The organism is Streptomyces pseudovenezuelae (assembly GCF_001513955.1).
GTDB classification, from domain to species: Bacteria; Actinomycetota; Actinomycetes; order Streptomycetales; family Streptomycetaceae; genus Streptomyces; species Streptomyces pseudovenezuelae.
The window spans coordinates 307958-331331 of record NZ_KQ948144.1 but is presented as its reverse complement, the minus strand read 5'-3'; the positions used below and the strand labels follow the sequence as shown (position 1 = coordinate 331331).

Genomic DNA, 23374 nt, shown 5'->3' with positions numbered 1-23374 from the left:
TCTAGGAAGAAGCTAGCCTCTGACCAGCGGTCTGGACAAGCCCGCGAACGGGGTGAGTTGTTCGAGGGGGCGAACGACTGGGGTCGGGGGGCTTAAGGTCGGCTCGGAACCGGGCCGTGGGGGCCCGCGTGTACGACGGAGTACGACTGAGATGCGCCAGGGCGGGGCCGCGGCACACCGCGGCACGCTGAGGCGCGCAACCGGAGGACGACGAGATGACGGTGACCCTGGCGGACGTGGCGGCCCGCGCCCAGGTCTCCCCCGCGACGGTGTCGCGCGTACTGAACGGGAACTACCCCGTGGCCGCGTCCACCCGTGAGCGGGTGCTGCGGGCCGTGGACGAGCTGGACTACGTGCTGAACGGGCCGGCCAGCTCGCTCGCCGCCGCCACCTCGGATCTCGTCGGGATCCTCGTGAACGACATCGCCGACCCCTTCTTCGGGATCATGGCCGGCGCGATCCAGTCGGAGATCGGCGGACCGGGCGGGCGCGCGGGCGGTGAGCGGCTCGGGGTCGTCTGCAACACCGGGGGTTCCCCGGAGCGGGAGTTGACGTATCTCACGCTGCTCCAGCGGCAGCGGGCGGCGGCGGTCGTCCTGACGGGCGGGGCGACGGAGGCCGCGCCGCACCAGGCCGCGATGTCCGCGAAGCTGCGGAAGCTGGCGGACGCGGGGACGCGGATCGTGCTGTGCGGGCGACCGCCGGCGCCGGAGACCGGGGCGTTCGCGCTCACCTTCGACAACCGGGGCGGCGGCCGCGAACTGACGGAACACCTCATCGGGCTCGGCCACCGCCGCCTCGGGTACATCGCGGGCCCGGAGGAGCGGACGACCACCCGGCACCGGCTGGAGGGCCACCGGGCGGCCCTGTCGGCGCACGGCATCGAGGAGGACCCTCGCTGGACCGTGCACGGCCGCTACGACCGGCGGTCCGGGTACGAGGCCACGCTGGAGCTGCTGCGGCGGGACCCGTCCCTCACGGCCGTGGTGGCCGCGAACGACTCCGTCGCGCTGGGAGCGTGCGCCGCGCTGCGGGATTCGGGGCTGCGGATTCCGGACGACGTGTCCGTCGCCGGGTTCGACGATCTGCCGTTCAGCATCGACGCGGTGCCCGCTCTGACGACGGTGCGGTTGCCGTTGGCGGAGGCGGGGGCGCGGGCGGGCCGGATCGCCATGGGGCGGGAGGAGCCGCCGCCCGGGGGGATCGCGACGGTGCGGGGGGAGTTGATGGTTCGGGGGTCTTCGGGGGTTCCTCGGGGTTGAGGGTGCGGGGGTCGTCGGGGGCGCCTCGGGTCAGGCGTCGGCGGCAGGGCCGGCTCATCCTCTTCTCCGACCAGTACAACTGCAGGCCGGCCGCGCCTGACCAGCCGCCCGTAGGCAACGGCACCGGCGCGGAGTCCGAGCGCTGTTACACGCTCACAGGTGAAGTTCGTGCAGCTGCTGGGGTGGCGTGTCCTGGCGGTCGCGGGGGACGGCCAGGACCCGCACGGGATCTCTCATGGCGGGGCGTCAATTTCGCACATACGCCGCATGAATGGACGTTACAAGCGACAGTCACAGCAATACGGATGAACAGTAACGGACCGCCCGTATCGCGTTCACCACCTGCACGAAACGGCCATGGTGTGGGTGTGCGGCCGACCGGCCGCCACCCGCACACTGCACCAACTCGTCCCACCCGCTGCGCTGTCAGGGCCCCGGGACGGGCGGGTGCCCGTACAGCCTGGGGGCTTTGTGTCTTCTTCCACGGTGACCGCCCGTCGGATGTCCGCCGCCGCTCTCGCGGCCGCCGCGATCGTCGGGGCGGTGGCGCTGCCGGCGTCGGCTGCCGACCACGGCCGGCCCGACCGCACGAAGGTGGAGATCAGCGCGGTCCAGTACGACTCACCCGGCTGGGACGACCGTTCGCGACGTTCGCTGAACAAGGAGTGGGTGGAGCTCACCAACACCTCCAGCCGCACGGTCAACCTCGACGGCTGGACTCTGACGAACGAGGACGGCGACACCTACACCTTCGACCACTACCGCCTTGAGGGGCGCGCCACGGTCCGTATCCACACCGGCTACGGCCACGACACCGACAGCGACCTCTACATGGACCGCCACAACGAGGTGTGGGACAACTACTCCGACACCGCCACCCTGCGCAACGACCACGACCGTTTCATCGACGACGCGTCCTGGGGCCACCACCGCCACGGTGGCCGCCACCACTGACCCTGCTTCCCACACCCGCGGCTCGAGGTGATGCCGCGGAGTGACGGAGGGCCGGCCGGCTCGCCCGGCGGGCCCTCCGTCACTCAGGCGCGCCAGTCGGGCCGACGCCAGCGGGATAACCCGTGTCCGGAATTCGGGGTCAAGGCCCGGCGCTACTTGAGCTCGTCGGCCGTGTAGTAACCGTCCCGGATCAGAACGTCATAGTTGGTCTCGTCGAGGCTCTGCGGCTGCAGCAAGTAGGCGGGCACGTTCTTGACGCCGTTGTTGTAGTCGCGTCTGTTGTTGATCCGCGGACGCCTGTCCTTGAGTATGTCGTCGACCATCTCTGCGGCGGCCCCGGCGAGTTCGCGGACGTCCTTGTAGACGGTCTCCGACTGCTGACCCGCGATGATCGACTTCACCGAGGCAGGCTCGGCGTCCTGCCCGGTGATGACTGGGAGCCCGCTGCCGGAGCCGTACCCGTCCGACTTCAGCGCGGACAGGACCCCCCGGGAGATGCCGTCATACGGCGACAGGACCGCGTCGACCTTCTTGCCGTGGTACCACGTGGCGAGGATTCCGCTCATGCGCTTTTCCGCGGTGGGCCCGTCCCAGCGCAAGGTGGTGATCCGGCTGAGCTTGGTCTGACCCGAAGGGACGACCAACTGCTTGCTGTCCAGGAACGGCTGCAAGCGCGCCATCGCACCGTCGAAAAAATATTTGGTGTTGTTGTCGTCGGGGGAGCCGGCAAACAGCTCGATGTTGAAGGGGCCCTTGCCGTCCTCCAGTCCGAGCTTCTTGATGATGTGGGAAGCCTGCATCCGGCCGACCATCTCGTTGTCGAAGGAGACGTAGTAGTCGACGTTCTTGGTGCCGAGGATGAGCCGGTCGTAGGAGATCACCGGAATGTGCGCAGCGGCGGCCTCTTGAAGCACGCCGTTCAGCGACTTGGCGTCGATGGCCGCGATGATCAGTGCGTCGACGCGCTGCTTGATCAGGTTCTCGACCTGGGAGACCTGGGCTTTCGGGTCGTCGTCGCCGTAGACCAGCTTGGCCTTGTACCCCTTGCCCTTCAGGTCCTTGACGATGCTCCTGCCGTCGGTGAGCCAGCGGTCGGAGGACCGGGTCGGCATGGCGACGCCGACGGTACCGCCCACGGACGTGCCCTCGGAGCTGCGCACGCTGCTCTGGCCGCAGGCGGACGCGGTAAGGGCGAGAGAGGCGGCTCCGGCGAGGGAAGCGAGGGCGGTTCTTCGGTTGAACATGGCGATCGTTCCTTGTCCTTCTCATCGTTGAGGAGTTGCGGCGGACCAGTCGTCGAGGGGGAAGTGGTGGAGCGAGCCGGGCGCTCGGCAGGCAGGTCGAGAGCGAGTCGGAACGCTGTTCGCGCGCTGTGGCACGGGCAGGCGTCGCAGACGAGTGCCGTACGGGCAGATCCCCGGGCGGACCGGACTTCGGACTGAGCGGTGCACCGGAACGGATCAGTTTGGGCGCCCTCCCCGATCCGCACGCAGCAGCCGAGGTCGTCGGGGTCTCGGCGCACGGGTTTCAAGGCGAGCGAGCAACCGGCGAACCTGGCTCGTACGGTTGCGATCAGGCCGGCCCGGCACGTTGCTCGAGTCGGTGCTCAGACGCCTCGGCATCTCGTACATCGCCGATCAGCGCGTTGCTACGGCCTGGCATCGCCGACTCTCGTGCTCCCTTTGCCGGCGTGCTCCTGTACCTACGTCGGGCTGCGCCACGGCGTTCCGGCCACGTGCGTGCTGATTCCGGGGGTGCACAGGGCAATCGCCTTTCGCATGTTCGAAATATCGCCAAGCGTTCGGAAGTTGGCGTGACAGTAAGGGGCCGGGTATGGGGTGTCAACGGTACGAACTGGAACGGTTACAGAGAGATGTTCAAAGCCGCTTTCGGCCTCCACGCGGAGCAGAGGGGGCGAGGCGATGCCGATCGTGGCGACCACGCTGGAGCCGTTGCGCGGGCACGGCCCGGCCGGGCCCGCGTTCTGGCGCTTCGGCCGCGATGGCCGACAGAACCTCTGGGACACGATCGGCAACCCCCGCCGGTACGAAGAGGCGCGGCGCCGTCCCGCGCAGGAAGCAGACGAACGCGCGACGCAGCGCCCGGTGTGCGCCAACTGGGGGCAGAAGTTCACCGACGACCGGTGGAGAGCCGGCATCGCGGTCGACTGGGGCCGCGGGGACAGCCACCCGCACCTGCGGCCGGGTGGCGGAGCCGTTTGCGTGGCGACCGTCACCCCCGACATATGCTCCCCTCCACCGATGAGTTCCGCGCCCCGCCTCGGTCTGCAAAGCCGTAACCGGCCGACCAGGAAATGGAGTGAGTCCCATGCGCATCGTGGTCAGTGAGTTCATCAGTCTGGACGGGGTCGTGCAGGCGCCGGGCGGGCCCGAGGAGGACACCGACGGCGGGTTCGCGCACGGGGGCTGGTCGCACCCGTACTTCGACGAGGAGGTGCTCGGCCCGGCGTTCACCGAGGGGATGGAGCGGGCCGAGGCGCTGCTGTACGGGCGGCGGACGTATCTGACGATGGCGGGGGCCTGGCCCGAGCGGGCCGGGGACCCGTTCGCCGACCGGCTGAACTCCCTGAAGAAGTACGTCGTGACGGACACCCTCGGCGACGACGAGCTGACCTGGAACAACACCGAGCGCATCCCCGGCTCCGAGGCCGTCGCGCGGATCCGTGAGCTGCGCGAGCGCGAAGGCGGCGAGCTGGCGATGATGGGCAGCCCCACCCTGGTCCGCACGCTGATCAGCGAAGGGCTCGTGGACGAGCTGCAGCTGATCGTGATGCCGGTGGTGCTCGGCGGTGGCAAGTCGATCTTCCCCGAGGACGGCGCGAAGCGGCCCTTCGAGCTGGTGTCCACAGTCGCCGGGAAGACCGGCGTGCAGGTGTGCGTCTACCGGCCCGCTGCCGAGGGGTAGCCGCGGCGGGCGCGGACGTCCTACGCTCGGTCCGTCGGTATCTCTGACTGAGTCAAGTATCCGGGGGTCGACCGATCATGACCGTCCAGGACGTCCGCGCCTTCAACCGCTTCTACACGAACGTCATCGGCGCCCTCGACTACAGCCGCCGGCTGTACGCGCCGTACACCCTGACCGAGTCCCGCGTGCTGTACGAACTGGCCCACTCGCCGCGCACCGACGCGGCCGATCTGCGCACCGAACTCTCCCTGGACGCGGGGTACTTGAGCCGGATCCTGAACAGGTTCGAGCAGGACGGGCTGATCGAGCGCACGGCCTCTGACCGTGATCCGCGCCGGCGCCGGGTCGCGCTGACCTCGCGCGGCCGGGAGACCGCCGCGCTGCTCGCCGAGCGCGCCGACGAATCCGTGGGCGCGCTCCTCGCGACCGTCCCCTCGGCCGACCGGCCCCGGCTCTCCGAGGCGATGCGGACCGTCCGCACACTCCTGTCCGACGGCCGCCCTCCCCGCCGCGAGGACGTCCTGCTGCGCGAGCCGGGTCCCGGTGACCTCGGCTGGATCGTGGCCAGGAACGCGGCTCTCTACGCCGCCGAGTACGGCTTCAACGCCGACTACGAAGCCCTGGTCGCGAGGATCGTCGCCGACTTCGCGGAGGACCACGACCCGCATCTGGAGCGGGTGTGGATCGCCGAGCTGGACGGGCGTCCGGTGGGGTGCGTGATGTGCGTACGGGACGACGCGCCCGCGACCGCCCGGCTCCGGCTGCTCCTCGTCGAGCCCGAGGCGCGCGGACTCGGCATCGGGGACCGGCTGGTGTCGGCCGTCGTCGACTTCGCGCGCGGTGTCGGCTACCGCGACCTGGTGCTGTGGACCAACGACGTGCTCACGGCCGCCCGCCGCGTCTACCAGCGGCACGGTTTCGTCCTGGCCGCCGAGAAACCCCACCGCTCCTTCGGCAAGGACCTGAACGGGCAGGACTGGCGACTGGATCTGACCGGGACGGGTGGGTGAGGTGGGAGCGGCCGGCGAATGGCCGAGCCGGCCGTCGGCTGCACCGCTCGCCGCGCGCCACTCCGCCCGGCTGGACCTCAGCGACTCCACCGGGCGAGAGTAGGGCGCATGAAACTGGCGTTCTCCACCCTCGGTGTCCCCGGCCTCCCCCTCACCGACGTGCTGCGGCTCGCGACCACGCACGGCTATCACGGAGTAGAACTGCGCGCGCATCCGGAGGAGCCCGTGCATCCCGGCATCGGGCTCGGCGAACGGGCCGACGCGGTCGCCGAGTTCAAGGCGGCGGGCGTGGAGGTCCTCGGTCTCGCCGGGTACGCGCGCGTGGCCGCCCCGGGCGACGACGAGCCCGTCGTGGAGGAGATCCACCGCCTCCTGGACCTCGCCCGCGACCTCGGCGCCGGCTTTGTGCGCGTCTTCCCCGGCGCCGCCTCCGACCAGTCCCGAGAGGAAGCCGACGCCACGGCCGCCCGGCGGCTCGGTACGGCCGCGGAGTACGCCGGTGACCTCGACGTACGCATCCTCCTCGAAACCCATGACTCGCACCGCACGGCCGCCGACGCGATCCGTGTCCTCGGTCCGGTCGGCCACCGTCAGGTCGGCTCGCTCTGGGACGTCATGCACACCTGGCTCGGCGGCGAACAGCCCTCCGAGACCTACGCGGCCCTCGCCCCGCACCTCGGATACGTCCAGGTCAAGGACATCGCCTCGGCCGAGGACACCACCCCGGTCGCCCTCGGCACCGGTGTCCTGCCGCTCGCGGAGTGCGTGGAGGTCCTCTCCCGGCACGGCTGGGACGGCTGGCTGTGCTGGGAGTACGAGAAGCGCTGGTACGAGAAGGCCGCGCCGCTGGAGGAGCTGCTGGGAGCGGGCCGCGAGCACCTGGCCAGGCTCCTGAACGACTCCGCCTGACATCGGATGACCGGGCGGCAGGGCGGCAGGGCGGCAGGGCGGCAGCGGCTCGGTACCGTCCCGGGCGCCTGAGCCCGCCCCTCGCCCGTCTTCCGCAGGCTGCTGCCAGATGTGGGACACGGCCCACAGCACGGTCCGGAGCGGCGCGGTTGACATCGCACCGGCCGTCTCGATGGTCGGGGGCGGTCAGGGCGCGGGCGCGGGTTCCTGGGCCGACCGGGCCGACCGGCGCCGGGTGTACCGACGGGCCCGGTCGGCTCGGCGGTCCGCTCCCTGCTGCCGACCGTGCAGGGCTTCGCCGGACTCGCGCCGGCGCTGATCGTCCTGCTGCCGGTGGCGGCGCAGACCTCCTTGGCCTCGCCCGGCGAGCAGGCTGCCGTAGCCGGCGTCCACGTCGGGGCGGCCGGAGGGCGGCGCCGGTCCCCCGTCCGCTCGGCGGACGCCCACCGCGACCTGGCCCTGGACCGACCACGGCTCTCAGGAACTGCAGGCCGGATCAGCAACCGTACCCACGGGCAGGGCGGCCGGACGCCGGCGAGACTGTTCCGCGGCCCTGATCCGGCAAGGGCGAGAGCAGCGCCGGGATCAGCGGGCGCCGGAGCCGCGTGACACGTATCCGGCCACCCGCTCCTCCAGCCGCTCGCGGCATTCCGGCCACTCCTGGACCGTGACGGAGAAGATCGCCGAGTCCCGCAACAGGCCGTCCTCGCCCGGTGCCCAGGAGCGGGACCAGTTGCGCAGGACGCCCTCGAAGCGGGCGCCGACACTCTGGATCGCGGCGCGCGAGCGGGCGTTGCGGGCGTCCGTCTTCAGGTCGACCCGGGAGACGCCCCACGTCTCGAAGGCGTGCCGGAAGAGCAGCAGCTTGGCCTCGGCGTTGATGCCCGTGCCCTGGGCCGAGGCCCCGAGCCAGGTGAACCCGACCTCGACGGCGTCGAGCCGCTCGTCCGAGCGCCAGCACCGCGGCTCCCAGAACGACGTGGTCCCCACCGCCCGCCCGGTCGCCACCGACACCTGCGCGTAGGGCGCCAGCCGTCCCGTCGCCGCCCGCGCGAGCTGCGCGTCGACGTAGTCACCGACCTCGTCGGCCCTGGGCACCCAGGTGTACGCGTACGTACCGCGGTTCTCCTCCGCCGCCACGGCCAGGTCCGCCGTGTGCCCGTGGTCCAGTGGTTCCAGGCGTACCAACGCGCCCGCCAGGACCGGCCCTTCCAGCTGGAAAGTCACCGTCCGTTCACCCCCCGATGCCCCTGCGCAGCTCCGCGAACGCCTCGTGGAAGCCGGGGAAAGTCTTCCGTACGCACCCGGGGTCGTCGAACGAGATTCCCGGGATCCGAAGCCCGGTGACCGCGAAGGACATCACGATGCGGTGGTCGCCGTACGTCTCGATGCGCGTCCGGTCCGAAGGCGCGGTCCCCGGGTGGATCTCGATCCAGTCCGGGCCCGTGGCCACCCGCACGCCCAGCCGCCGCAGGTTCTGCGCGCAGGCCTCCAGCCGGTCGCACTCCTTCACCCGCGTGTTGGCCACGTCCTCGATGCGGACCGGGCCGGAGGCGAAGGGGGCGATGGACGCGAGGGTCGGCATGGTGTCCGAGATGTCCCGCATGGCGACGGTCAGGCCGCGCAGTTCGCCGGTGCCCCTGACCGTGGTGGCGTCGGCACCGACGGACACCTCCGCGCCCATCTGCCGCAGGACGTCCACGAAGCCGAGGTCGCCCTGGAGCGCGCCCGTGCCGAGCCCGGGGACCGTCACCTCGGCGCCCGGCGTCAGCGCCGCGGCCGCGAAGAAGTAGCTCGCCGTGGACGCGTCCGGCTCGATCGCGTAGGTCGTGGCGCGGTAGCCGTCCGGCGGGACCACGAAGACGTCGTCCTCCCGCGTCACCTCCACCCCGAACGCCCGCATCATCGCGAGGGTGATCTCGACGTACGGCGCCGACACCAGGTCGGTGACGCGGATGCGCAGGCCACGGCGGGTGAGGGGGCCGAGGAGCAGGAGCGCGGTGAGGTACTGGGAGGACTGGCCCGCGTCCAGCACCACCTCTCCGCCGTCGACGCCCGCCGCCCGCACGGTCAGCGGATGGTGCCCCTCCGCCTCCTCGTGCCGCAGGTCCACCCCCAGGTCGCGCAGCGCCCGCGACAACGGCAGCAGCGGGCGCCGGCGCATCTGGGGCGAGGCGTCGAAGCGGTACGTGCCGTGGCCGGCCGCGGCCAGGGTGGGCAGGAAGCGGGCGGTGGTCGCGCCGTCACGGCAGTACACGTCGGCCTCGGCGGCCGCCGGTCCCTGCGGGCGGCCGTCCACCTGCCAGGCGTCCGGCGAGCGTCCCACCCGGTAGCCGAGCCGCACCAGCCCCTCGGCGAAGCCCTCCGTGTCGTCCGAGCGCAGGGGGCGTACGAGGGTGGTCACGCCGTCGGCCGCGGCGGCCAGGAACAGGGCGCGGGCGGTGATGGACTTGGAGCCGGGAAGGGAGAGGGACTGCGGGGCGGGCGTGTCGGCGGGCATGCCCCTCATGATCGCCCACGGCCGTCTCCGACGCCGGGACGTCCACGGGGTGGACCCCGTTCAGGCGCGACGCCCGGGGCGCGGCCCCCGCTTCCACCGGTCGTCCGGCAGCGGCGCTCTGCGGTCCGTCTGCACCTGGAGTTCGTGGTACGAGTCGGCCGCGGTGCCGTGGAAGGCCTCGTCGTGCGCGGCCAGCGCACCGCGCAGGCCGCCCCCGGCCGTGCCCCGCTTGCGGACATGTGCGGCCAGGGCCGTGAAGAGGCCGAGCACGACGACGAGAGCACCCATGACGGTCAGGAGCGGCATCAACGGACCCATGGGGCGACGATACGCCGGACAAGTCGCCGACTCATCCGCCCCGTTGACCCCGGCCGCACCAACTTGGGGAAATCCGGCCCCTGGCGGGAACCCCGCCCCGCCGCCGCTCGTCCAATGCGCAAGCTGCCGGAGAGTCACCGCGGTGCGGCGTCGGCCTCGCTGCTGGCTGCGAACGCTGACCAACCCTCTCCTCCGTACCGCGGCCGGCAGCACGCCGTCATCGGCGCGCCCCCCTCCAACTGCGCCGATGGCGGCCCCTCCCTGGTTACTGTGCACTCCCTTGACTGGCAGAAACTTCCCGGATATTGGTGACCCCACGGAAGTTTCCTTCAGCGGATCATCTCCGGAAGGAGCGCACGTGCCCTCCAGACGTACCGTCCTCGCCGCCACGGCAGGCGTCGCCGCCTCACTCGCCATCGGCGGGACCGCACACGCCGACGACCACAGGCTCCGCTCGCTCATCTCCCGTATGACGCTTGAGGAGAAGGTCGGCCAGCTCTTCGTGATGCGGGTCTACGGCCACTCCGCCACCGCTCCCGACCAGGCCGACATCGACGCCAACCTCAAGGAGATCGGCGTCCGTACCGCCGCCGAGATGATCGCCAGGTACCGGGTGGGCGGGATCATCTACTTCACCTGGGCGCACAACACCCGTGATCCGCACCAGATCGCCGACCTCTCCAACGGCATCCAGGAGGCGTCGCTGCGACAGCCGCGCGGGCTGCCGGTCCTCATCTCCACCGACCAGGAGCACGGGATCGTCTGCCGGGTCGGTGAGCCCGCCACCCTCTTCCCGGGTGCCATGGCGATCGGCGCCGACGGGTCGCGGAAGGACGCCCGCACGCTCGGCCGGATCGCCGGGCAGGAGCTCGCGGCGATCGGCGTCCGCCAGAACTACTCCCCCGTCGCCGATGTCAACGTCAATCCGGCCAACCCGGTCATCGGCGTCCGTTCCTTCGGGGCCGACCCCCAGGCCGTCGCGGGACTCGTGGCCGCCGAGGTCGCGGGGTACCAGGGGGCCGGGGTCGCCGCGACCGCCAAGCACTTCCCGGGACACGGGGACACCGCGGTCGACAGCCACTACGGCTTCCCGGTCATCACCCACAGCCGGGAGCTGTGGGAGAAGCTGGACGCCGTGCCCTTCCGGGCCGCGATCAGCGCCGGCATCGACTCGGTCATGACCGCGCACATCCAGTTCCCGGCGCTCGACGACTCGGGCGACCCGGCCACCCTCTCCCACCCCATCCTCACCGGCATCCTGCGCGGCGAACTCGGCTACGACGGGGTCGTGGTCACGGACTCCCTCGGCATGGAGGGCGTCCGCACCAAGTACGGCGACGACCGCGTCCCCGTCCTCGCCCTCAAGGCCGGTGTCGACCAGCTCCTCAACCCGCCCTCCCTGGACGTGGCGTGGAACGCCGTCCTGAAGGCCGTACAGGACGGGGAGCTCACCGAGGCGCGTCTCGACGAGTCGATCCTGCGGATCCTGCGGCTCAAGGCCCGGCTGCGGCTCTTCGAGCGGCCCTACGTCAGCCACGACGGAGTGACCCGGACCGTCGGCACCCCGGCCCACCTCGCCGCGGCCGACCGGATCGCCGAGCGCACCACGACCCTGCTGGTCAACGAGCGGCGACTGCTGCCCCTGAACCGCCGCACCCACCGCAAGCTGCTCGTCGTGGGCGCCGACCCCGCCTCCCCCTCCGGCACGACGGGTCCGCCCACCGGCGTCCTCGCCGCCGCCCTCACCGAACTGGGCTTCACGGCCACCGCGTTGTCGACCGGTACGGCCCCCTCGGCGGCCGTCGTCGCCCAGGCCGTCGCGGCCGCACAACAGGCGGACGCGGTGGTCGTGGGGACGTACAACATCACCGCGGCCCAGAAGACGCTCGTCGAGCAGCTGCTGGCGACCGGGCGGCCGGTGGTGGCGGTCGCGATCCGCAACCCCTACGACGTGGCCCAACTCCCCGCGGTACCGGCCTACTTGGCGACCTACTCCTGGACCGACGTCGAACTGCGCGCGGCGGCACGGGTGATCGCCGGGAAGGCGGCACCGCACGGGAGGCTGCCGGTGCCGGTACAGCGGGCGGATGATCCGGCGAAGGTGCTGTACCCGGTCGGGTACGGGCTGTCGTACGGCCGGTAGGGGGCGGGACGTAGTTCCCGTACGACGCACAACTCGCACATCACCCCCGAAAGGCGCAAAGGGCCCCACACGTCTGGCGTGGCCCCGCCGCGGCGGTCACGCTGGACGCGCGGGCGGCTCGGGGGGTTGGCGATGCGCGACAGGTTTTCCACGGGGGTGGTGTCCGTACTGGCGGCGCTGCTGGCCGCCCTGCTGACGGGGTGCGCCCCGTCGGCGGCGGGCACCGACGGCGGCGGGACGACCGGGCCGTCCGGCGGTACGGCCTCGGTCAGACCGTCCGCGGTCCGGACCTCCGGTTTCGGCGCGGTGTTCCTCGCGGTCGACGAGTGCAGTTCCTTCGGCAAGACCAGCTTCACCGAGGTGCCCTGCTCCGGCGAACGGGCGGCGGCCCGGGTCGTGGCCCGGCACGACGGCACCACGGCCGACGGACCACCCTGCCCGGCCACCACCGACTTCGTGCTGCACATCAGTGAGCAGAGCCGGCTCTCCGACGAGGACGGCGACGGGGCGGTCCCGCAGGGGTACGCCTGCATGCGCAACCTGGAGCCGCCGCACCCCGGTGATCCCGGCGGCGGGGGCGGACCCCGGACCATCGTCGGCGACTGCGTGTACGGCTCGGGCGACGGGCAGGTCCGGGAGACCGCGTGCGACGGCAAGGGCGCGAGGAAACCGCAGTACAAGGTGGTGAAGGCGGTCGCCACGCGCAGCCGGTGCCCGCTGTCGACCGCCCTGTACGTGCAGCTGGGCGGCCCTCAGCCGGTGGGCTGCGCCCGGCCGTTGTGACTCCCGGCCGGGCGCGGCGCGCGGACTACGGACGCAGGGTGGGCTCGCGCTCCACGTCCCGCACGTCCAGCTTCCTGTCGAACGTCGCGAGCGGCTTGGCCGCGGTCACGGCCGGGGCCGGGACACCCGCCCAGGCGAGGATCCTGGCCGTGGCGAACGCCTTCTGGTCGGCGACCAGACCGGCGACGTTCGCCCCGTGGTTCATGCCGGGCGCGGTGAACACGTACGCGTCCTTCGCCCCCTTGTCGACGCGGAATCGCTCCGCGCCCCACGGGTCGTTCTGGCCGTAGACCCACAGCATGTGGTGGGCGTTGTTCCGTACCCAGGTGTCCACGTCCCGCATCGCGTACGGCTGGAACTTCGTCGGGATGCTGCGCGGGACGAAGTTGCGCGGCGGCTGGTAGCCGTAGCGGATGTACTTCTTCTCGATGTGCGGGAACCTGATCGTCGGCGCGCCCAGCTGGGTGGCCGCCTGGTAGTAGTACGGCGTGTACGTCTCCAGACCCTGGTCGGCGTAGGCGGAGAAGCCGGAGATCGTGTCGACCGAGTTCCAGATCTGGTCGTCGGTCGCGGTCTTCGCGTTTGCCGGGATCAGCGCGTCGTCCCCGCAGTTGGCGAGCAGGTTGTACTGCCAGAAGCCCCAGACGTAGTCGAGTACGACGGCCTCGTACGCCTTGTCGAGGCTGCCGACGGTGGTGAAGGTGAGGCCCTCCGCCGCCGCGTAGTCGGCGTACTTCTTCTCCAGGGACTCGCGCCGGACCAGGGCCTCGCGCTGCACCGCGTTCAGCCGGTCGCGGCACTCCTCGGTGCCGACCTTCGCGAAGAAGCGGTCGTAGGCCGAGTCCTCGTTGTTCACCACGTCGTTGGGGGCGACGTAGGCGACGACTCCGTCCATGTCCCGCGGATAGAAGCGCTCGAAGTAGGTGGCGGTCATGCCGCCCTTGGAGCCGCCCGTGGAGAGCCAGTTCTTCGCGTAGATCTTCTTCAGCGCCTTGAAGATGCGGTGCTGGTCGCTGGCGGCCTGCCAGATGTCCAGCTTGCTCCAGTCCGCCGGGGCGGGCCGGGAGGGCGTGAAGAAGCGGTACTCCATGGAGACCTGGTTGCCGTCCACGATCTGGGTCGGCTCACTGCGGCGAGGCGTGGTGGAGACGTTGTAGCCGCCGGTGTAGAAGACCGTCGGCCGGCTCACGTCCTTGTGCAGCACGGTGATCCGCTGCTGGAACGTGCCCTTGGACGGGTGCCGGTGGTCGACCGGCTGGGTGTAGTTCAGGACGAAGAAGCGGTAACCGGTGTACGGCTTCTCCTCGATCAGGCTCATCCCCGGAACGGCGAGGAGCTGATCCTTGATGTCGGTGGTGGCACCGGTGCCTCTGGCCTCCGGCTCGGCGGCGGTGGCCACCCCTGCCGTGCCGACCGTGCCTATGAGCACGACCAGCGCGAGAAGCCATCTGAGCGCCTTGCGCATGCACCCTCCCCTGTGAGTACAGATGTGCGCCGGACGCTAGCGGCGCAAGTGCGCTCCGCACCAGGGGAGATGGCACCTCGATGGGGAAAACCCTGTGAGGAGTCTGTGGGTCAGAGCCGGATCCAGCCGTCCGAGTCGTACCTGCCCCGCCCCACCCCGCCCTTGATCCACACCTTGCGCTGGCCGGCGTGCACGGTGACAGGGCCGGCCCGGTACTTGTACCGGCCCGCGTCCTCGACCGGCCGCAGCCCGTACGCGCGCAGGCTCACCATCATGTACTGGCGGGCCCCCGCACGCCTGGGAAGCGTGATCGCGCACACGTAACCGTTCCGCTTGTAGACCTCCACCGTGCCGGTGGAGAACGGAAACGATCTGACCTTGCGCCCCTCGCACGACGTGGCCGCGGCGTGCGCCTGTCCCGGCACCGCGACCCCGAGCATCCCGGCCGCCGCCGCCACGGCAAGCCCCGTCGCGAGCCGCCGTATCGCTCCACTCTTCACTGCCGTCCCTCCCGCAGCTTTCTGGGCGTACAGGTGTACGGACGCAGAACCCATGTCGGACGGTTGCACGACCGTCAGGGAGACACCTCGACCGGCTCCCCTACGAACGTCCGCCACAGCTGCGCGTATCGGCCGTCCCGCGCGAGCAGTTCGTCGTGGGTGCCGTCCTCGACCACACGGCCGTGATCCATGACCACGACCCGGTCGGCACGGGCCGCCGTGGTCAGGCGGTGGGCCACGACGAGGGTCGTACGGCGGCCCGCGAGACGGTCGGTGGCCTGGTTCACCAGGGCCTCGGTGGCCAGGTCCAGGGCTGCCGTGGCCTCGTCGAGGAGCAGGATGTCCGGGTCGACCAGTTCGGCCCGGGCCAGCGCGATCAGCTGGCGCTGGCCGGCGGAGAGGTTGCGGCCGCGTTCGGCGACCTCGTGCAGGTAGCCGCCCTCCAGCGTGGCGATCATCTCGTGGGCGCCGACCGCGCGGGCCGCCGCCTCGACCTGGGCGTCGGTGGCGTCCGGGCGGCCGTAGGCGATGGCGTCGCGGACCGTGCCCTGGAAGAGGTACGCCTCCTGCGGGACCACTCCCAGGCGGTGGCGGTAGGAGGTCAGGTCCAGGGCGCGCAGATCGGTGCCGTCGACCGTGACCCGGCCGTCCGTCGGGTCGTAGAACCGGGCCACCAGCTTGACCAGGGTGGACTTGCCCGCGCCCGTCTCGCCGACGAAGGCGACGGTCTGGCCGGCGGGGATCTTCAGGTCGATCCCGCCGAGGGCCTCCTCGTCGTCCCCGTACGCGAAGCGCACGTCCTCGAAGGCGACTTCGCCGCGCAGCGAGAGGACTTCCAGCGGCTCCTCGGCCGCCTTCGTGGACGTCGGTTCCCGGAGCAGTTCCTGGATGCGGCCCAGGGAGACGGTCGCCTGCTGGTAGCCGTCGAAGACCTGGGACAGCTGCTGGACCGGGGCGAAGAACAGGTCGATGTAGAGGAGGTAGGCGACCAGGGCTCCGGTCGTCAGCGTCGCCGCGTCCACCCGCCCCGCGCCCGCGATCAGGACGGCCGCCGCGGCCACCGAGGACAGCAGCTGAACGAAGGGGAAGTAGATCGAGATCAGCCACTGGCCCCGGATACGGGCCTGGCGGTAGCTGTCGCTGCGCTCCGCGAACCGCGCCCCGCCGTCCCGCTCGCGGCGGAACGCCTGCACGATCCGCAGCCCCGACACCGACTCCTGGAGGTCGGCGTTGACCAACGAGACGCGCTCACGGGCGAGTTCGTACGCCTTCACGCTCGCCTTGCGGAAGAAGTACGTGGCGACGATCAGCGGCGGCAGGGTCGCGAAGACGACCAGCGCCAGCTGTACGTCGAGCACCAGCAGGGCGACCATGATGCCGAAGAAGGTGACGACCGAGACGAACGCGGTGACCAGGCCGGTCTGCAGGAAGGTCGACAGGGCGTCGACGTCCGTCGTCATCCTCGTCATGATCCGGCCGGTCAACTCCCGCTCGTAGTAGTCGAGTCCGAGCCGCTGGAGCTGGGCGAAGATCTTCAGACGCAGGGAGTACAGGACCCGTTCGCCGGTGCGTCCGGTCATCCGGGTCTCGCCGATCTGGGCGGTCCACTGGACGAGCACCGAGAGCAGGGCGAGCAGGGTCGCCGTCCAGACCGCCCCGACGGCCATCCGCGAGACGCCGTCGTCGATGCCGTGCCGGATCATCACCGGGAGCAGCAGGCCCATGCCGGCGTCCACGGCGACCAGGCCCAGGCTGATCAGCAGCGGGCGGCCGAAGCCCCGCAGCAGCCGGCGCAGGCCGTACGACTCCTCGGGTGTGACCGCGCGGGCCTCGTCGATGTCGGGGACGTCCGTCGCCGGGGGCAACGCGTCGACCTCGGCGAGGAGCTCGGGGGTGGCCGGGGTGCCGGCCAGGGCCAGGTCCTTGCGCTCGCGGTCGCCGGTCCACAGGCGGGGGGTGACCCCGCGCTCGGCGTCGAACTCGGCGTCCAGTTCGTCGCGTACGGAGGTGTCCTCCTGGACGGCGACCGGCTGGGCGTGGCCCGGGGAGACGCCCCCGAGGCCGTCGGGGTCGGTGAGCAGGCGGCGGTAGAGGGCCGAGCGCTGCTCCAGCTCCTCGTGGGTGCCGACGTCGGCGAGGCGGCCGTGCTCCAGGACGGCGATGCGGTCGGCGAGGTTCAGCGTGGAGCGGCGGTGGGCGATGAGGAGGGTGGTGCGGCCCTCCATGACGTGCTTGAGGGCCTCGTGGATCTCGTGCTCGACCTGGGCGTCCACGGCGGAGGTGGCGTCGTCGAGGACGAGCAGGCGGGGGTCGGTGAGGATCGCCCGGGCGAGCGCGACGCGCTGGCGCTGGCCGCCGGAGAGGGTGAGGCCGTGTTCACCGACCGTGGTGTCGTAGCCCTCGGGGAGCTCGGCGACGAAACGGTCCGCCTGGGCGGCGCGGGCGGCCTTCACGACCTCTTCCGGGGTCGCGTCGGGACGGCCGTAGGCGATGTTGTTGCGGATCGTGTCCGAGAACAGGAAGGAGTCCTCGGGGACCAGGCCGATCGCGGAGCGCAGGGAGTCCAGGGTGAGTTCGCGGACGTCGTGGCCGCCGATGAGGACGGCTCCGTGGGTGACGTCGTAGAAACGCGGCAGGAGCAGGGAGACCGTGGACTTGCCCGAGCCGGAGGAGCCGACGACCGCGAGGGTCTCGCCGGGGCGGATCTCGAAGCTGAGCCCGTCGAGAACCGGCCGCTCGTGGTCGTAGCCGAAGGACACGTCGTCGAACTCGACGGTGGCCGGGGCGTCGGCGGGGAGCTCCTTGGTGCCGTCCTGCAGATACGGCTCGGTGTCGATCAGCTCCAGGACGCGCTCGGTGCCGGCGCGGGCCTGCTGGCCGACCGTGAGGACCATCGCGAGCATGCGGACCGGGCCGACGAGCTGGGCGAGGTAGGTGGAGAAGGCGACGAAGGTGCCGAGGGTGATGTGACCGCCGACCGCGAGCCAGCCGCCGAGGGCGAGCATCGCGACCTGGCCGAGGGCGGGGACGGCCTGGAGCGCCGGGGTGTACTTCGAGTTGAAGCGGATCGTGCGCAGCCGGCCCGCGTACAGACGGCGGCCGACCTCGCGGAGCTTCCCGGTCTCCTGGTCCTCCTGCCCGAAGCCCTTGACCACGCGTACGCCGCTGACCGCGCCGTCGACCACGCCCGCGACGGCGGCGGCCTGGGCCTGGGCGTACCAGGTGGCGGGGTGCAGCCGGGAGCGGGAGCGCTTGGCGATCACCCACAGGGCCGGGGCGACCGCCAGGGCGACCAGGGTGAGCGGGATCGACAGCCAGGCCATCACGACCAGGGAGATCACGAAGAGCGCGAAGTTGCCGATCGTCATCGGCAGCATGAAGAGCAGGCCCTGGATCAGCTGGAGGTCGCTGGTGGCCCGTCCCACGACCTGGCCCGTGGACAGCTCGTCCTGGCGGCGGCCGTCGAGGCGGGTGATCGTGCCGAACATCTCCGTGCGCAGGTCGTGCTGCACGTCGAGGGCGAGGCGGCCGCCGTAGTAGCGGCGGATGTAGGTGAGGACGTAGACGAGGACCGCCGCGACGATCAGGGCGCCCGCCCAGGGAGCCATGTCCCGGGTGTGGTCGCCGATGACGTCGTCGATGATCACCTTGGTGATCAGGGGGACGACCGCCATGACGGCCATGCCGCCGAGGGAGGAGCCCAGGGCGAGGACGACGTCCTTGGGGTAGCGCCAGGCGTACCCGGCCAGTCGTCGTGCCCATCCCCGTTGCGGTGTCACGCGGGTGCCCTCCGGTTCGTTCGTCGTCCTGATCTACCGGAAGGCACCAACGCGGACGGAAGCGGATTTCATCCCTCCGCAACAAAGAGTGGTCAGACGCGGACCCGCAGGTAGTACAACCGGGTCGTCTGCACCGCGTTCTGGTTGTCGTCGCTGACCAGCAGAACCTTCAGGCGGCCCTTGTCCCGGCCCGTGACGACCATGCCCTCGATGTTGTCCAGAAGCGGGTTCGGCTGGGGCTGCTTGGCCGTGGCGCCCAGGGTGGGGCAGCTCGCGATGTCCGTGAGCAGGGTCTTCCTGATCAGGCGTACGCCCGACTGCCCCGTCAGGTTCTCGGTGCCGCTGGTGTCCGTCGCGTGGCGGGGGTCGGCCAGGTAGAGGCGGACCGTGTTGCCCACGCCGGAGGTGAAGCCGCGCTCCAGGACGAGGAGGCGGCCGTCGGGGAGGGCCTGGACCTCGGGGACGCCGAGGAAGGCGGCGTCGGTGCGGTAGGCGTACTGGGCGCCGGGCCGCCAGCTCTTCCCGTGCCGCTGCCAGGTCTGGAAGCGCACGATCCCTGCCGTGTCGCCGGAGAGCGCGTACTCCATGGCGGCGAGCAGGGTGCGGCCGCCGTTCATGAAGGTCAGGCCCTCGAAGGTCTGGTTGGAGGTGGCGCGGCCCGCCGGGGCGACCTGGAGGGCGGCCGGGACGGGGAGCCGGTCGAGGATCTTCCCGTCGGCGCTGTAGCGGCGGATCGACGGCCCGGTCTCCGAGGTGATCAGCCGGGTGCCGTCCCGGTCGATCGCCAGGCCCTCGGAGTCCAGCGCGGCGCCCTTCTCGTCGGCGAGCGGGACGACCGACGCCGGCGCGAGGGTCCTCGCGTCCAGGCCGAAGAGGGCGGAGCGGTCGGAGAGGGCGGCGAGGGAGCCGTCCCGGTCCACCGCGAGCGCGGAGAGGTTGCCCACGAAGGTGCCGTCGTACGTCGTCTTGTCGAGCGCGTCGGAGAAGCGGTCGAGGGAGACGGACGGGGAGCAGGCGTGGCTGACCGGAGCCGGGGCCGAGGCGACGGCGGGCCCTGCCGCTGTCAGGCAGGTCGCCGCCGCCAGGGCCGCGGTGGTGGTCGCGAGTACGGTTCTCAGCTGCATGGGCGTCACCGTAGGGCGGCCCGGTGACGTCCGGGAGTCCGCGTCATGAAGCGCCGGCGGGCGGTCGCTGTTCGCGTGCGGACCCGCACCGCGGTCGAGCGCGGACGACGGGCAAGGTGGCGAGGGGCCCGTCGTGGCGCAGGTGACCGCACCTCCCCAGGGGCGCGGGGAACTGCGCGAGCAGCCACAACGCACCCGCAGCCGCCCGACCACCCGCACCGGCATCCCTGTAGGCGCCCCGCCCGAGCCCAGCGCGGCAAACCGGTGACGTCCGGAGGCCGCGCCAGGCCGGTCGGTATCCGTGAGCCGGCACGGGCGGGCGGGAGTCCGCAGGCGTCGGTTCAGCTCGCCGCGAGGTCCTTGTGAATGACCTTCGCGACGCCCTGGATCGTCGTGATGCCGTAGTTCATCGTGCTGTTGCCGTGCGTGAGCACCGTGATCATGTAGTCGTGGCCGCCGCCCGTGAAGGTGCCGACGCTGTGCACCCGCCAGCCGTGCGTGGAGCGCTGGAGCCAGCCGTTCTTGACGTGCCAGGCGATACCCGAGCCGGCGCCGTACGGTGTGCCCCAGCGCTGCGAAGAGATGACCTGGCCCATCAACTTCAGGATGTAGGCACGCGCGTTGTCGCTCAGGACCGTGTTCTTCGCGGTGACCAGCTTGAGCAGCTTCTGCTCGTCGGTGACGGTGATCTGGGTCAGGCCCCAGTAGTTGTTCGCCCCGGGCTTGGTCTGGGTCATGCCGGCCGCGGCGAGGAAGCCCTTGATCTTGGTCAGGCCCAGCTGGCGCCACAGCTTGCTGGTGGCGTCGTTGTCCGACTTGGTGATCATGGCCTTGGCGAGGTTGCTCTCGGTGGTGGTCAGATACCTGTTGTGCTTCTTCGCGTCCCACAGCAGCGTGGCGAGGACGGTCACCTTGACCACGCTCGCGGAGTCGTACGCGGTGGAGGAACGAAGGGTGCAGGTGGTCTTGGTCGTACGGTCGTAGAGGCCCACGGCGATCGTGCCGGAGCGGCTGGAGACGGCGGACGTGATGTCCCGCTTGAGTTTGTCGGCGAGGCCCGCCCTGGCGGACGTGCAGCTGACGGTCGGTGTGGTCGCCGCGGCGGCCGGAGTGGCGGCGGCGACGCAGGCGGCCAGCGCACCGGCCGCGATCCATTTCGTGTGTCTGAATATCCCCCGTGTCATGCCCAGTTGACTCTCGGGTCCGGGGGAATGGTTGTACGCATGGGGAATGGTTGTACGAGTCGTTACCTGGCGCGTGGCAATTTCACAGGAAGACGCCAGGTACGTCACAGCCCCCGCCCAAGCCGCCTCTGCACGATGCCCGGGTGACATCTGCCACCGATCCCCACCCCCACACCGCGCCCGTGTCCGCCGACCGGCCGCCACCGGCCCCGCCCGCGGCACCTCCGGACAGGGCCCCGCGCTGGTCGCTGCCCGCCCTGCTCGCGATCCTGGTGCTGGCCGGCGTCCTGTACGGCTGGAACCTGAGCGGCAACAGCCTCAACAGCTTCTACAGCGCGGCGGTCTACAGCGGTACGCAGAGTTGGAAGGCCTGGTTCTTCGGCTCGCTGGACGCGGGGAACTTCCTCACCGTCGACAAGCCGCCGTTCGCGCTGATGATCATGGGGCTGTCGTGCCGGGTCCTCGGCTTCGGCACCTGGCAGATGATGCTGCCCGAGATCGCGGCCGCCCTCGGCACGATCTGGATCCTGCACACCTCCGTGAAGCGGGTGTTCGGGCACGTGGCGGCCGCGATCGCCGCGCTCGTCCTCGCGCTGACCCCGATCACCGTCGCGATCAACCGGGACAACAACCCCGACACGATCCTGGTGCTGCTCATGGTGGGCGGCGCCGCCCTGGCACTGCGCGCGGTGCGCACCGACCGGCTGCTGCCGCTGATCGGCTCCGCGGTCCTGTTCGGGCTCGCCTTCAACACCAAGATGCTCCAGGGCTACATCGCCCTGCCGGCCGTCTTCGCGGTGTACGTGTACGCGTCGAAGCTCGGCTGGAGGAGGAAGGCCGTCAACCTGGCCCTCGCGGCCGTGGCGTTGGCGGTCTCCAGCTTCTGGTGGGCGACGGCGGTCTCGCTCGTCCCGGCCGACGACCGGCCCTACATCGGCGGTTCGACGGACGGCTCCGCCTGGAACCTGATCATGGGCTACAACGGCCTGGGCCGGGTCCTCGGCGGCGAGGGCAACGGCGGAGGCGGCGGGGGCGGGGGCGGTACCTTCGCCGGCACCGCGGGCATCGGCCGGATGTTCAACGACATCCTCGGCGGCCAGATCTCCTGGCTGATCCCCTTCGCCTTCCTCGCGCTCGTCGCCGGCCTGCTGCTGTGCGGCCGCGCGCCGCGCACCGACCTGCCCCGGGCCGCGCTCGTCCTGTGGGGCGGCTGGCTGGTGCTGCACTACCTGACCTTCGCGATGGCCGAGGGCACCATGCACCCGTACTACACGACCGCGCTCGCCCCCGGTATCGCGGCCCTGACCGGCGCGGGCGCCGTCCTGCTGTGGCGGGCCTTCCGGAGCGGTGACGCCCGCTGGTCCTGGGTGCTGCCGGCCGGACTCGCGGTCACCGGCGTCTGGGCGATCGTGCTGCTGCGCCGGGCCACCGGCTGGAACACCTGGCTGTGGCCGGTCCTCGGCGTCCTCATGGTCCTGGCGATCGCGGGCCTGTTCGTCTTCCGTACGGCGGGCTCGGGGACGAGGCTCCGGCTGCTCGGGGTGTCGGTCGCCGCGGCGATCGTGGCGGCCCTCGCGGGTCCGACGGCGTACGCCGCCTCGCCGGCCTTCTCCGCCACCACCGGCGGCATGGGCGGCACCAACCCGACGGCGGGTCCGTCGACCGGGGGCGGCATGGGAGGTCCGGGCGGCGGGGGCGGCCGGGGTGGCTTCGGCGGCGGCAGCGGCGGCCCCGGCGGCCGGATGCCGGGCGGCACCCAGCAGAGCGGCGGTCGGGCGGGCGGGGAGTTCCCCGGCGGCGGCACCGGTCAGATGCAGCCCGGCGGCGGCACCGGTGAGCTTCCGCAGGGCGGCGGCGCACCCGGCGGCACGAACGGAGAGCTCCCGGGCGGCGGCACGGCTCCCGGCGGCACCGGCGGCACGAGCGGTGGCCCCGGCGGCGGCATGGGCGGCAGTGTCGACAGCGCGCTGGTCTCGTACCTGGAGAAGCACCAGGACGGCGCCAAGTGGCTGCTCGCGGTGTCCAATTCACAAGGTGCCGGCCAGCTGATCCTCAGCACCCACCGGCCGGTCATCTCCATGTGGGGGTTCACCGGCACGGACCAGGCGATGACCCTCACCAAGCTCAAGGAACTGGTGAAGAAGGGCGAGCTGCACTACATCCAGCTCGGCGGCGGTGGCATGGGCGGCAACAGCGGCCTCAGCCAGGAGATCACCAGCTGGGTGCAGAAGAACGGCACCGCGGTGAAGGCGAGCGACTACAGCGCCACGAGCGGGTCCGCGGCGACGACCACGACCGGCCAGTCGTCGGTCTACCGCCTGGACCCGTCGGACGTCAGCTGACCAAGTCCCGGCGGAGCGGCCCCCGATCACGCGTCGGGGGCCGCTTTCGCGTGTCAACTCGCGTAGACACGGCCCGATTTGCCGTTTCAGGTCACCCAATGGACACGTGCAATCCATTTACACGGCCGCATGTCCATGTCACTCTCCCAACTGCCGCCTCCATTCAACCCGCGTAG

At 71.3% G+C, this 23374-nt stretch carries 18 protein-coding genes; 9 read left to right on the top strand and 9 right to left on the bottom strand.

Annotation, left to right across the window (positions count from 1 at the left end):
- Nucleotides 1–215 precede the first annotated feature (215 nt).
- Together AQI94_RS01430 and AQI94_RS01425 are read left to right on the top strand one after the other, a co-directional pair.
- The gene (locus AQI94_RS01430) at nt 216–1262 is read left to right on the top strand and encodes a LacI family DNA-binding transcriptional regulator (protein WP_031051278.1); all 1047 of its coding nucleotides are present in this window, start codon (nt 216–218) and stop codon (nt 1260–1262) included.
- 486 nt (nt 1263–1748) lie between these two features.
- Nucleotides 1749–2216: a lamin tail domain-containing protein gene (locus AQI94_RS01425; RefSeq protein WP_225890131.1), complete on the top strand. Its 468-nt coding sequence runs from the start codon at nt 1749–1751 to the stop codon at nt 2214–2216.
- Nucleotides 2217–2368: 152 nt separating this feature from the next.
- On the opposite strand, the gene chvE is transcribed toward AQI94_RS01425, so the two are convergent.
- Complete coding sequence (chvE, locus tag AQI94_RS01420) at nt 2369–3460, bottom strand: multiple monosaccharide ABC transporter substrate-binding protein (RefSeq protein WP_031059366.1); 1092 nt, start codon at nt 3458–3460, stop codon at nt 2369–2371.
- A 678-nt stretch (nt 3461–4138) separates the two neighbouring features.
- Here chvE and AQI94_RS44500 point away from each other — a divergent pair.
- The 4 genes from AQI94_RS44500 (at nt 4139) to AQI94_RS01405 (ending at nt 7060) form a co-directional block, all read left to right on the top strand.
- On the top strand, nt 4139–4564 hold the full coding sequence (locus AQI94_RS44500) for a hypothetical protein (RefSeq protein WP_158806470.1): 426 nt from the start codon (nt 4139–4141) through the stop codon (nt 4562–4564).
- The gene (locus AQI94_RS01415) at nt 4545–5141 is read left to right on the top strand and encodes a dihydrofolate reductase family protein (protein WP_031059365.1); all 597 of its coding nucleotides are present in this window, start codon (nt 4545–4547) and stop codon (nt 5139–5141) included. The genes AQI94_RS44500 and AQI94_RS01415 overlap by 20 nt, the downstream gene beginning before the upstream one ends.
- A 77-nt stretch (nt 5142–5218) precedes the next feature.
- Nucleotides 5219–6151 carry a bifunctional helix-turn-helix transcriptional regulator/GNAT family N-acetyltransferase gene (locus tag AQI94_RS01410; RefSeq protein WP_031059363.1) on the top strand — a complete coding sequence of 311 codons (933 nt, stop codon included), beginning with the start codon at nt 5219–5221 and terminating at the stop codon, nt 6149–6151.
- 108 nt (nt 6152–6259) lie between these two features.
- Nucleotides 6260–7060 carry a sugar phosphate isomerase/epimerase family protein gene (locus tag AQI94_RS01405; RefSeq protein ID WP_031059361.1) on the top strand — a complete coding sequence of 267 codons (801 nt, stop codon included), beginning with the start codon at nt 6260–6262 and terminating at the stop codon, nt 7058–7060.
- A 585-nt stretch (nt 7061–7645) separates the two neighbouring features.
- On the opposite strand, the gene AQI94_RS01400 is transcribed toward AQI94_RS01405, so the two are convergent.
- Genes AQI94_RS01400 through AQI94_RS01390 form a run of 3 tightly spaced genes read right to left on the bottom strand, consistent with a single transcriptional unit; the run spans nt 7646 to nt 9878 of the window.
- Complete coding sequence (locus tag AQI94_RS01400; protein WP_031059360.1) at nt 7646–8287, bottom strand: GNAT family N-acetyltransferase; 642 nt, start codon at nt 8285–8287, stop codon at nt 7646–7648.
- 7 nt (nt 8288–8294) lie between these two features.
- The gene (gene aroA, locus AQI94_RS01395) at nt 8295–9560 is read right to left on the bottom strand and encodes a 3-phosphoshikimate 1-carboxyvinyltransferase (RefSeq protein WP_031059358.1); all 1266 of its coding nucleotides are present in this window, start codon (nt 9558–9560) and stop codon (nt 8295–8297) included.
- A 60-nt stretch (nt 9561–9620) separates the two neighbouring features.
- Nucleotides 9621–9878, bottom strand: coding sequence for a hypothetical protein (locus tag AQI94_RS01390; RefSeq protein WP_031059356.1), 258 nt, complete (start codon nt 9876–9878; stop codon nt 9621–9623).
- Nucleotides 9879–10236: 358 nt separating this feature from the next.
- Between AQI94_RS01390 and AQI94_RS01385 the strand changes: the two genes are divergently transcribed.
- Together AQI94_RS01385 and AQI94_RS01380 are read left to right on the top strand one after the other, a co-directional pair.
- Nucleotides 10237–12021, top strand: coding sequence for a glycoside hydrolase family 3 protein (locus tag AQI94_RS01385; RefSeq protein ID WP_031059354.1), 1785 nt, complete (start codon nt 10237–10239; stop codon nt 12019–12021).
- A gap of 132 nt (nt 12022–12153) precedes the next feature.
- Complete coding sequence (locus AQI94_RS01380) at nt 12154–12804, top strand: hypothetical protein (protein ID WP_031059352.1); 651 nt, start codon at nt 12154–12156, stop codon at nt 12802–12804.
- 25 nt (nt 12805–12829) lie between these two features.
- Here AQI94_RS01380 and AQI94_RS01375 read toward each other — a convergent pair whose 3' ends face one another.
- From AQI94_RS01375 to AQI94_RS01355, 5 genes are all read right to left on the bottom strand, one after another.
- Nucleotides 12830–14269, bottom strand: coding sequence for a S28 family serine protease (locus AQI94_RS01375; protein WP_031059350.1), 1440 nt, complete (start codon nt 14267–14269; stop codon nt 12830–12832).
- Between the two features lie 110 nt (nt 14270–14379).
- Entirely contained in the window at nt 14380–14769 is a 390-nt protein-coding gene (locus AQI94_RS01370; RefSeq protein WP_031059349.1) for a hypothetical protein, read from the bottom strand.
- 74 nt (nt 14770–14843) lie between these two features.
- Nucleotides 14844–18548, bottom strand: a complete 3705-nt coding sequence (locus AQI94_RS01365) for an ABC transporter ATP-binding protein (protein ID WP_031059347.1) — start codon at nt 18546–18548, stop codon at nt 14844–14846.
- 92 nt (nt 18549–18640) lie between these two features.
- Complete coding sequence (locus AQI94_RS01360; protein WP_031059345.1) at nt 18641–19672, bottom strand: esterase-like activity of phytase family protein; 1032 nt, start codon at nt 19670–19672, stop codon at nt 18641–18643.
- A gap of 341 nt (nt 19673–20013) precedes the next feature.
- Nucleotides 20014–20856, bottom strand: a complete 843-nt coding sequence (locus tag AQI94_RS01355) for a serine hydrolase (protein WP_062229536.1) — start codon at nt 20854–20856, stop codon at nt 20014–20016.
- Between the two features lie 143 nt (nt 20857–20999).
- Between AQI94_RS01355 and AQI94_RS01350 the strand changes: the two genes are divergently transcribed.
- Nucleotides 21000–23198, top strand: coding sequence for a mannosyltransferase YkcB-related protein (locus AQI94_RS01350; RefSeq protein ID WP_062229535.1), 2199 nt, complete (start codon nt 21000–21002; stop codon nt 23196–23198).
- Nucleotides 23199–23374: the final 176 nt, after the last annotated feature.

Excerpts from the sequence above, each read along its gene's own strand:
- AQI94_RS01430 (WP_031051278.1), top strand. The coding sequence starts at position 216 with ATGACGGTGACCCTGGCGGACGTGGCGGCCCGCGCCCAGGTCTCCCCC.
- chvE (WP_031059366.1), bottom strand. The coding sequence starts at position 3,460 with ATGTTCAACCGAAGAACCGCCCTCGCTTCCCTCGCCGGAGCCGCCTCT.
- AQI94_RS44500 (WP_158806470.1), top strand. The coding sequence starts at position 4,139 with ATGCCGATCGTGGCGACCACGCTGGAGCCGTTGCGCGGGCACGGCCCG.
- AQI94_RS01415 (WP_031059365.1), top strand. The coding sequence starts at position 4,545 with ATGCGCATCGTGGTCAGTGAGTTCATCAGTCTGGACGGGGTCGTGCAG.
- AQI94_RS01410 (WP_031059363.1), top strand. The coding sequence starts at position 5,219 with ATGACCGTCCAGGACGTCCGCGCCTTCAACCGCTTCTACACGAACGTC.
- AQI94_RS01405 (WP_031059361.1), top strand. The coding sequence starts at position 6,260 with ATGAAACTGGCGTTCTCCACCCTCGGTGTCCCCGGCCTCCCCCTCACC.
- aroA (WP_031059358.1), bottom strand. The coding sequence starts at position 9,560 with ATGCCCGCCGACACGCCCGCCCCGCAGTCCCTCTCCCTTCCCGGCTCC.
- AQI94_RS01390 (WP_031059356.1), bottom strand. The coding sequence starts at position 9,878 with ATGGGTCCGTTGATGCCGCTCCTGACCGTCATGGGTGCTCTCGTCGTC.
- AQI94_RS01380 (WP_031059352.1), top strand. The coding sequence starts at position 12,154 with ATGCGCGACAGGTTTTCCACGGGGGTGGTGTCCGTACTGGCGGCGCTG.
- AQI94_RS01375 (WP_031059350.1), bottom strand. The coding sequence starts at position 14,269 with ATGCGCAAGGCGCTCAGATGGCTTCTCGCGCTGGTCGTGCTCATAGGC.
- AQI94_RS01360 (WP_031059345.1), bottom strand. The coding sequence starts at position 19,672 with ATGCAGCTGAGAACCGTACTCGCGACCACCACCGCGGCCCTGGCGGCG.
- AQI94_RS01355 (WP_062229536.1), bottom strand. The coding sequence starts at position 20,856 with ATGACACGGGGGATATTCAGACACACGAAATGGATCGCGGCCGGTGCG.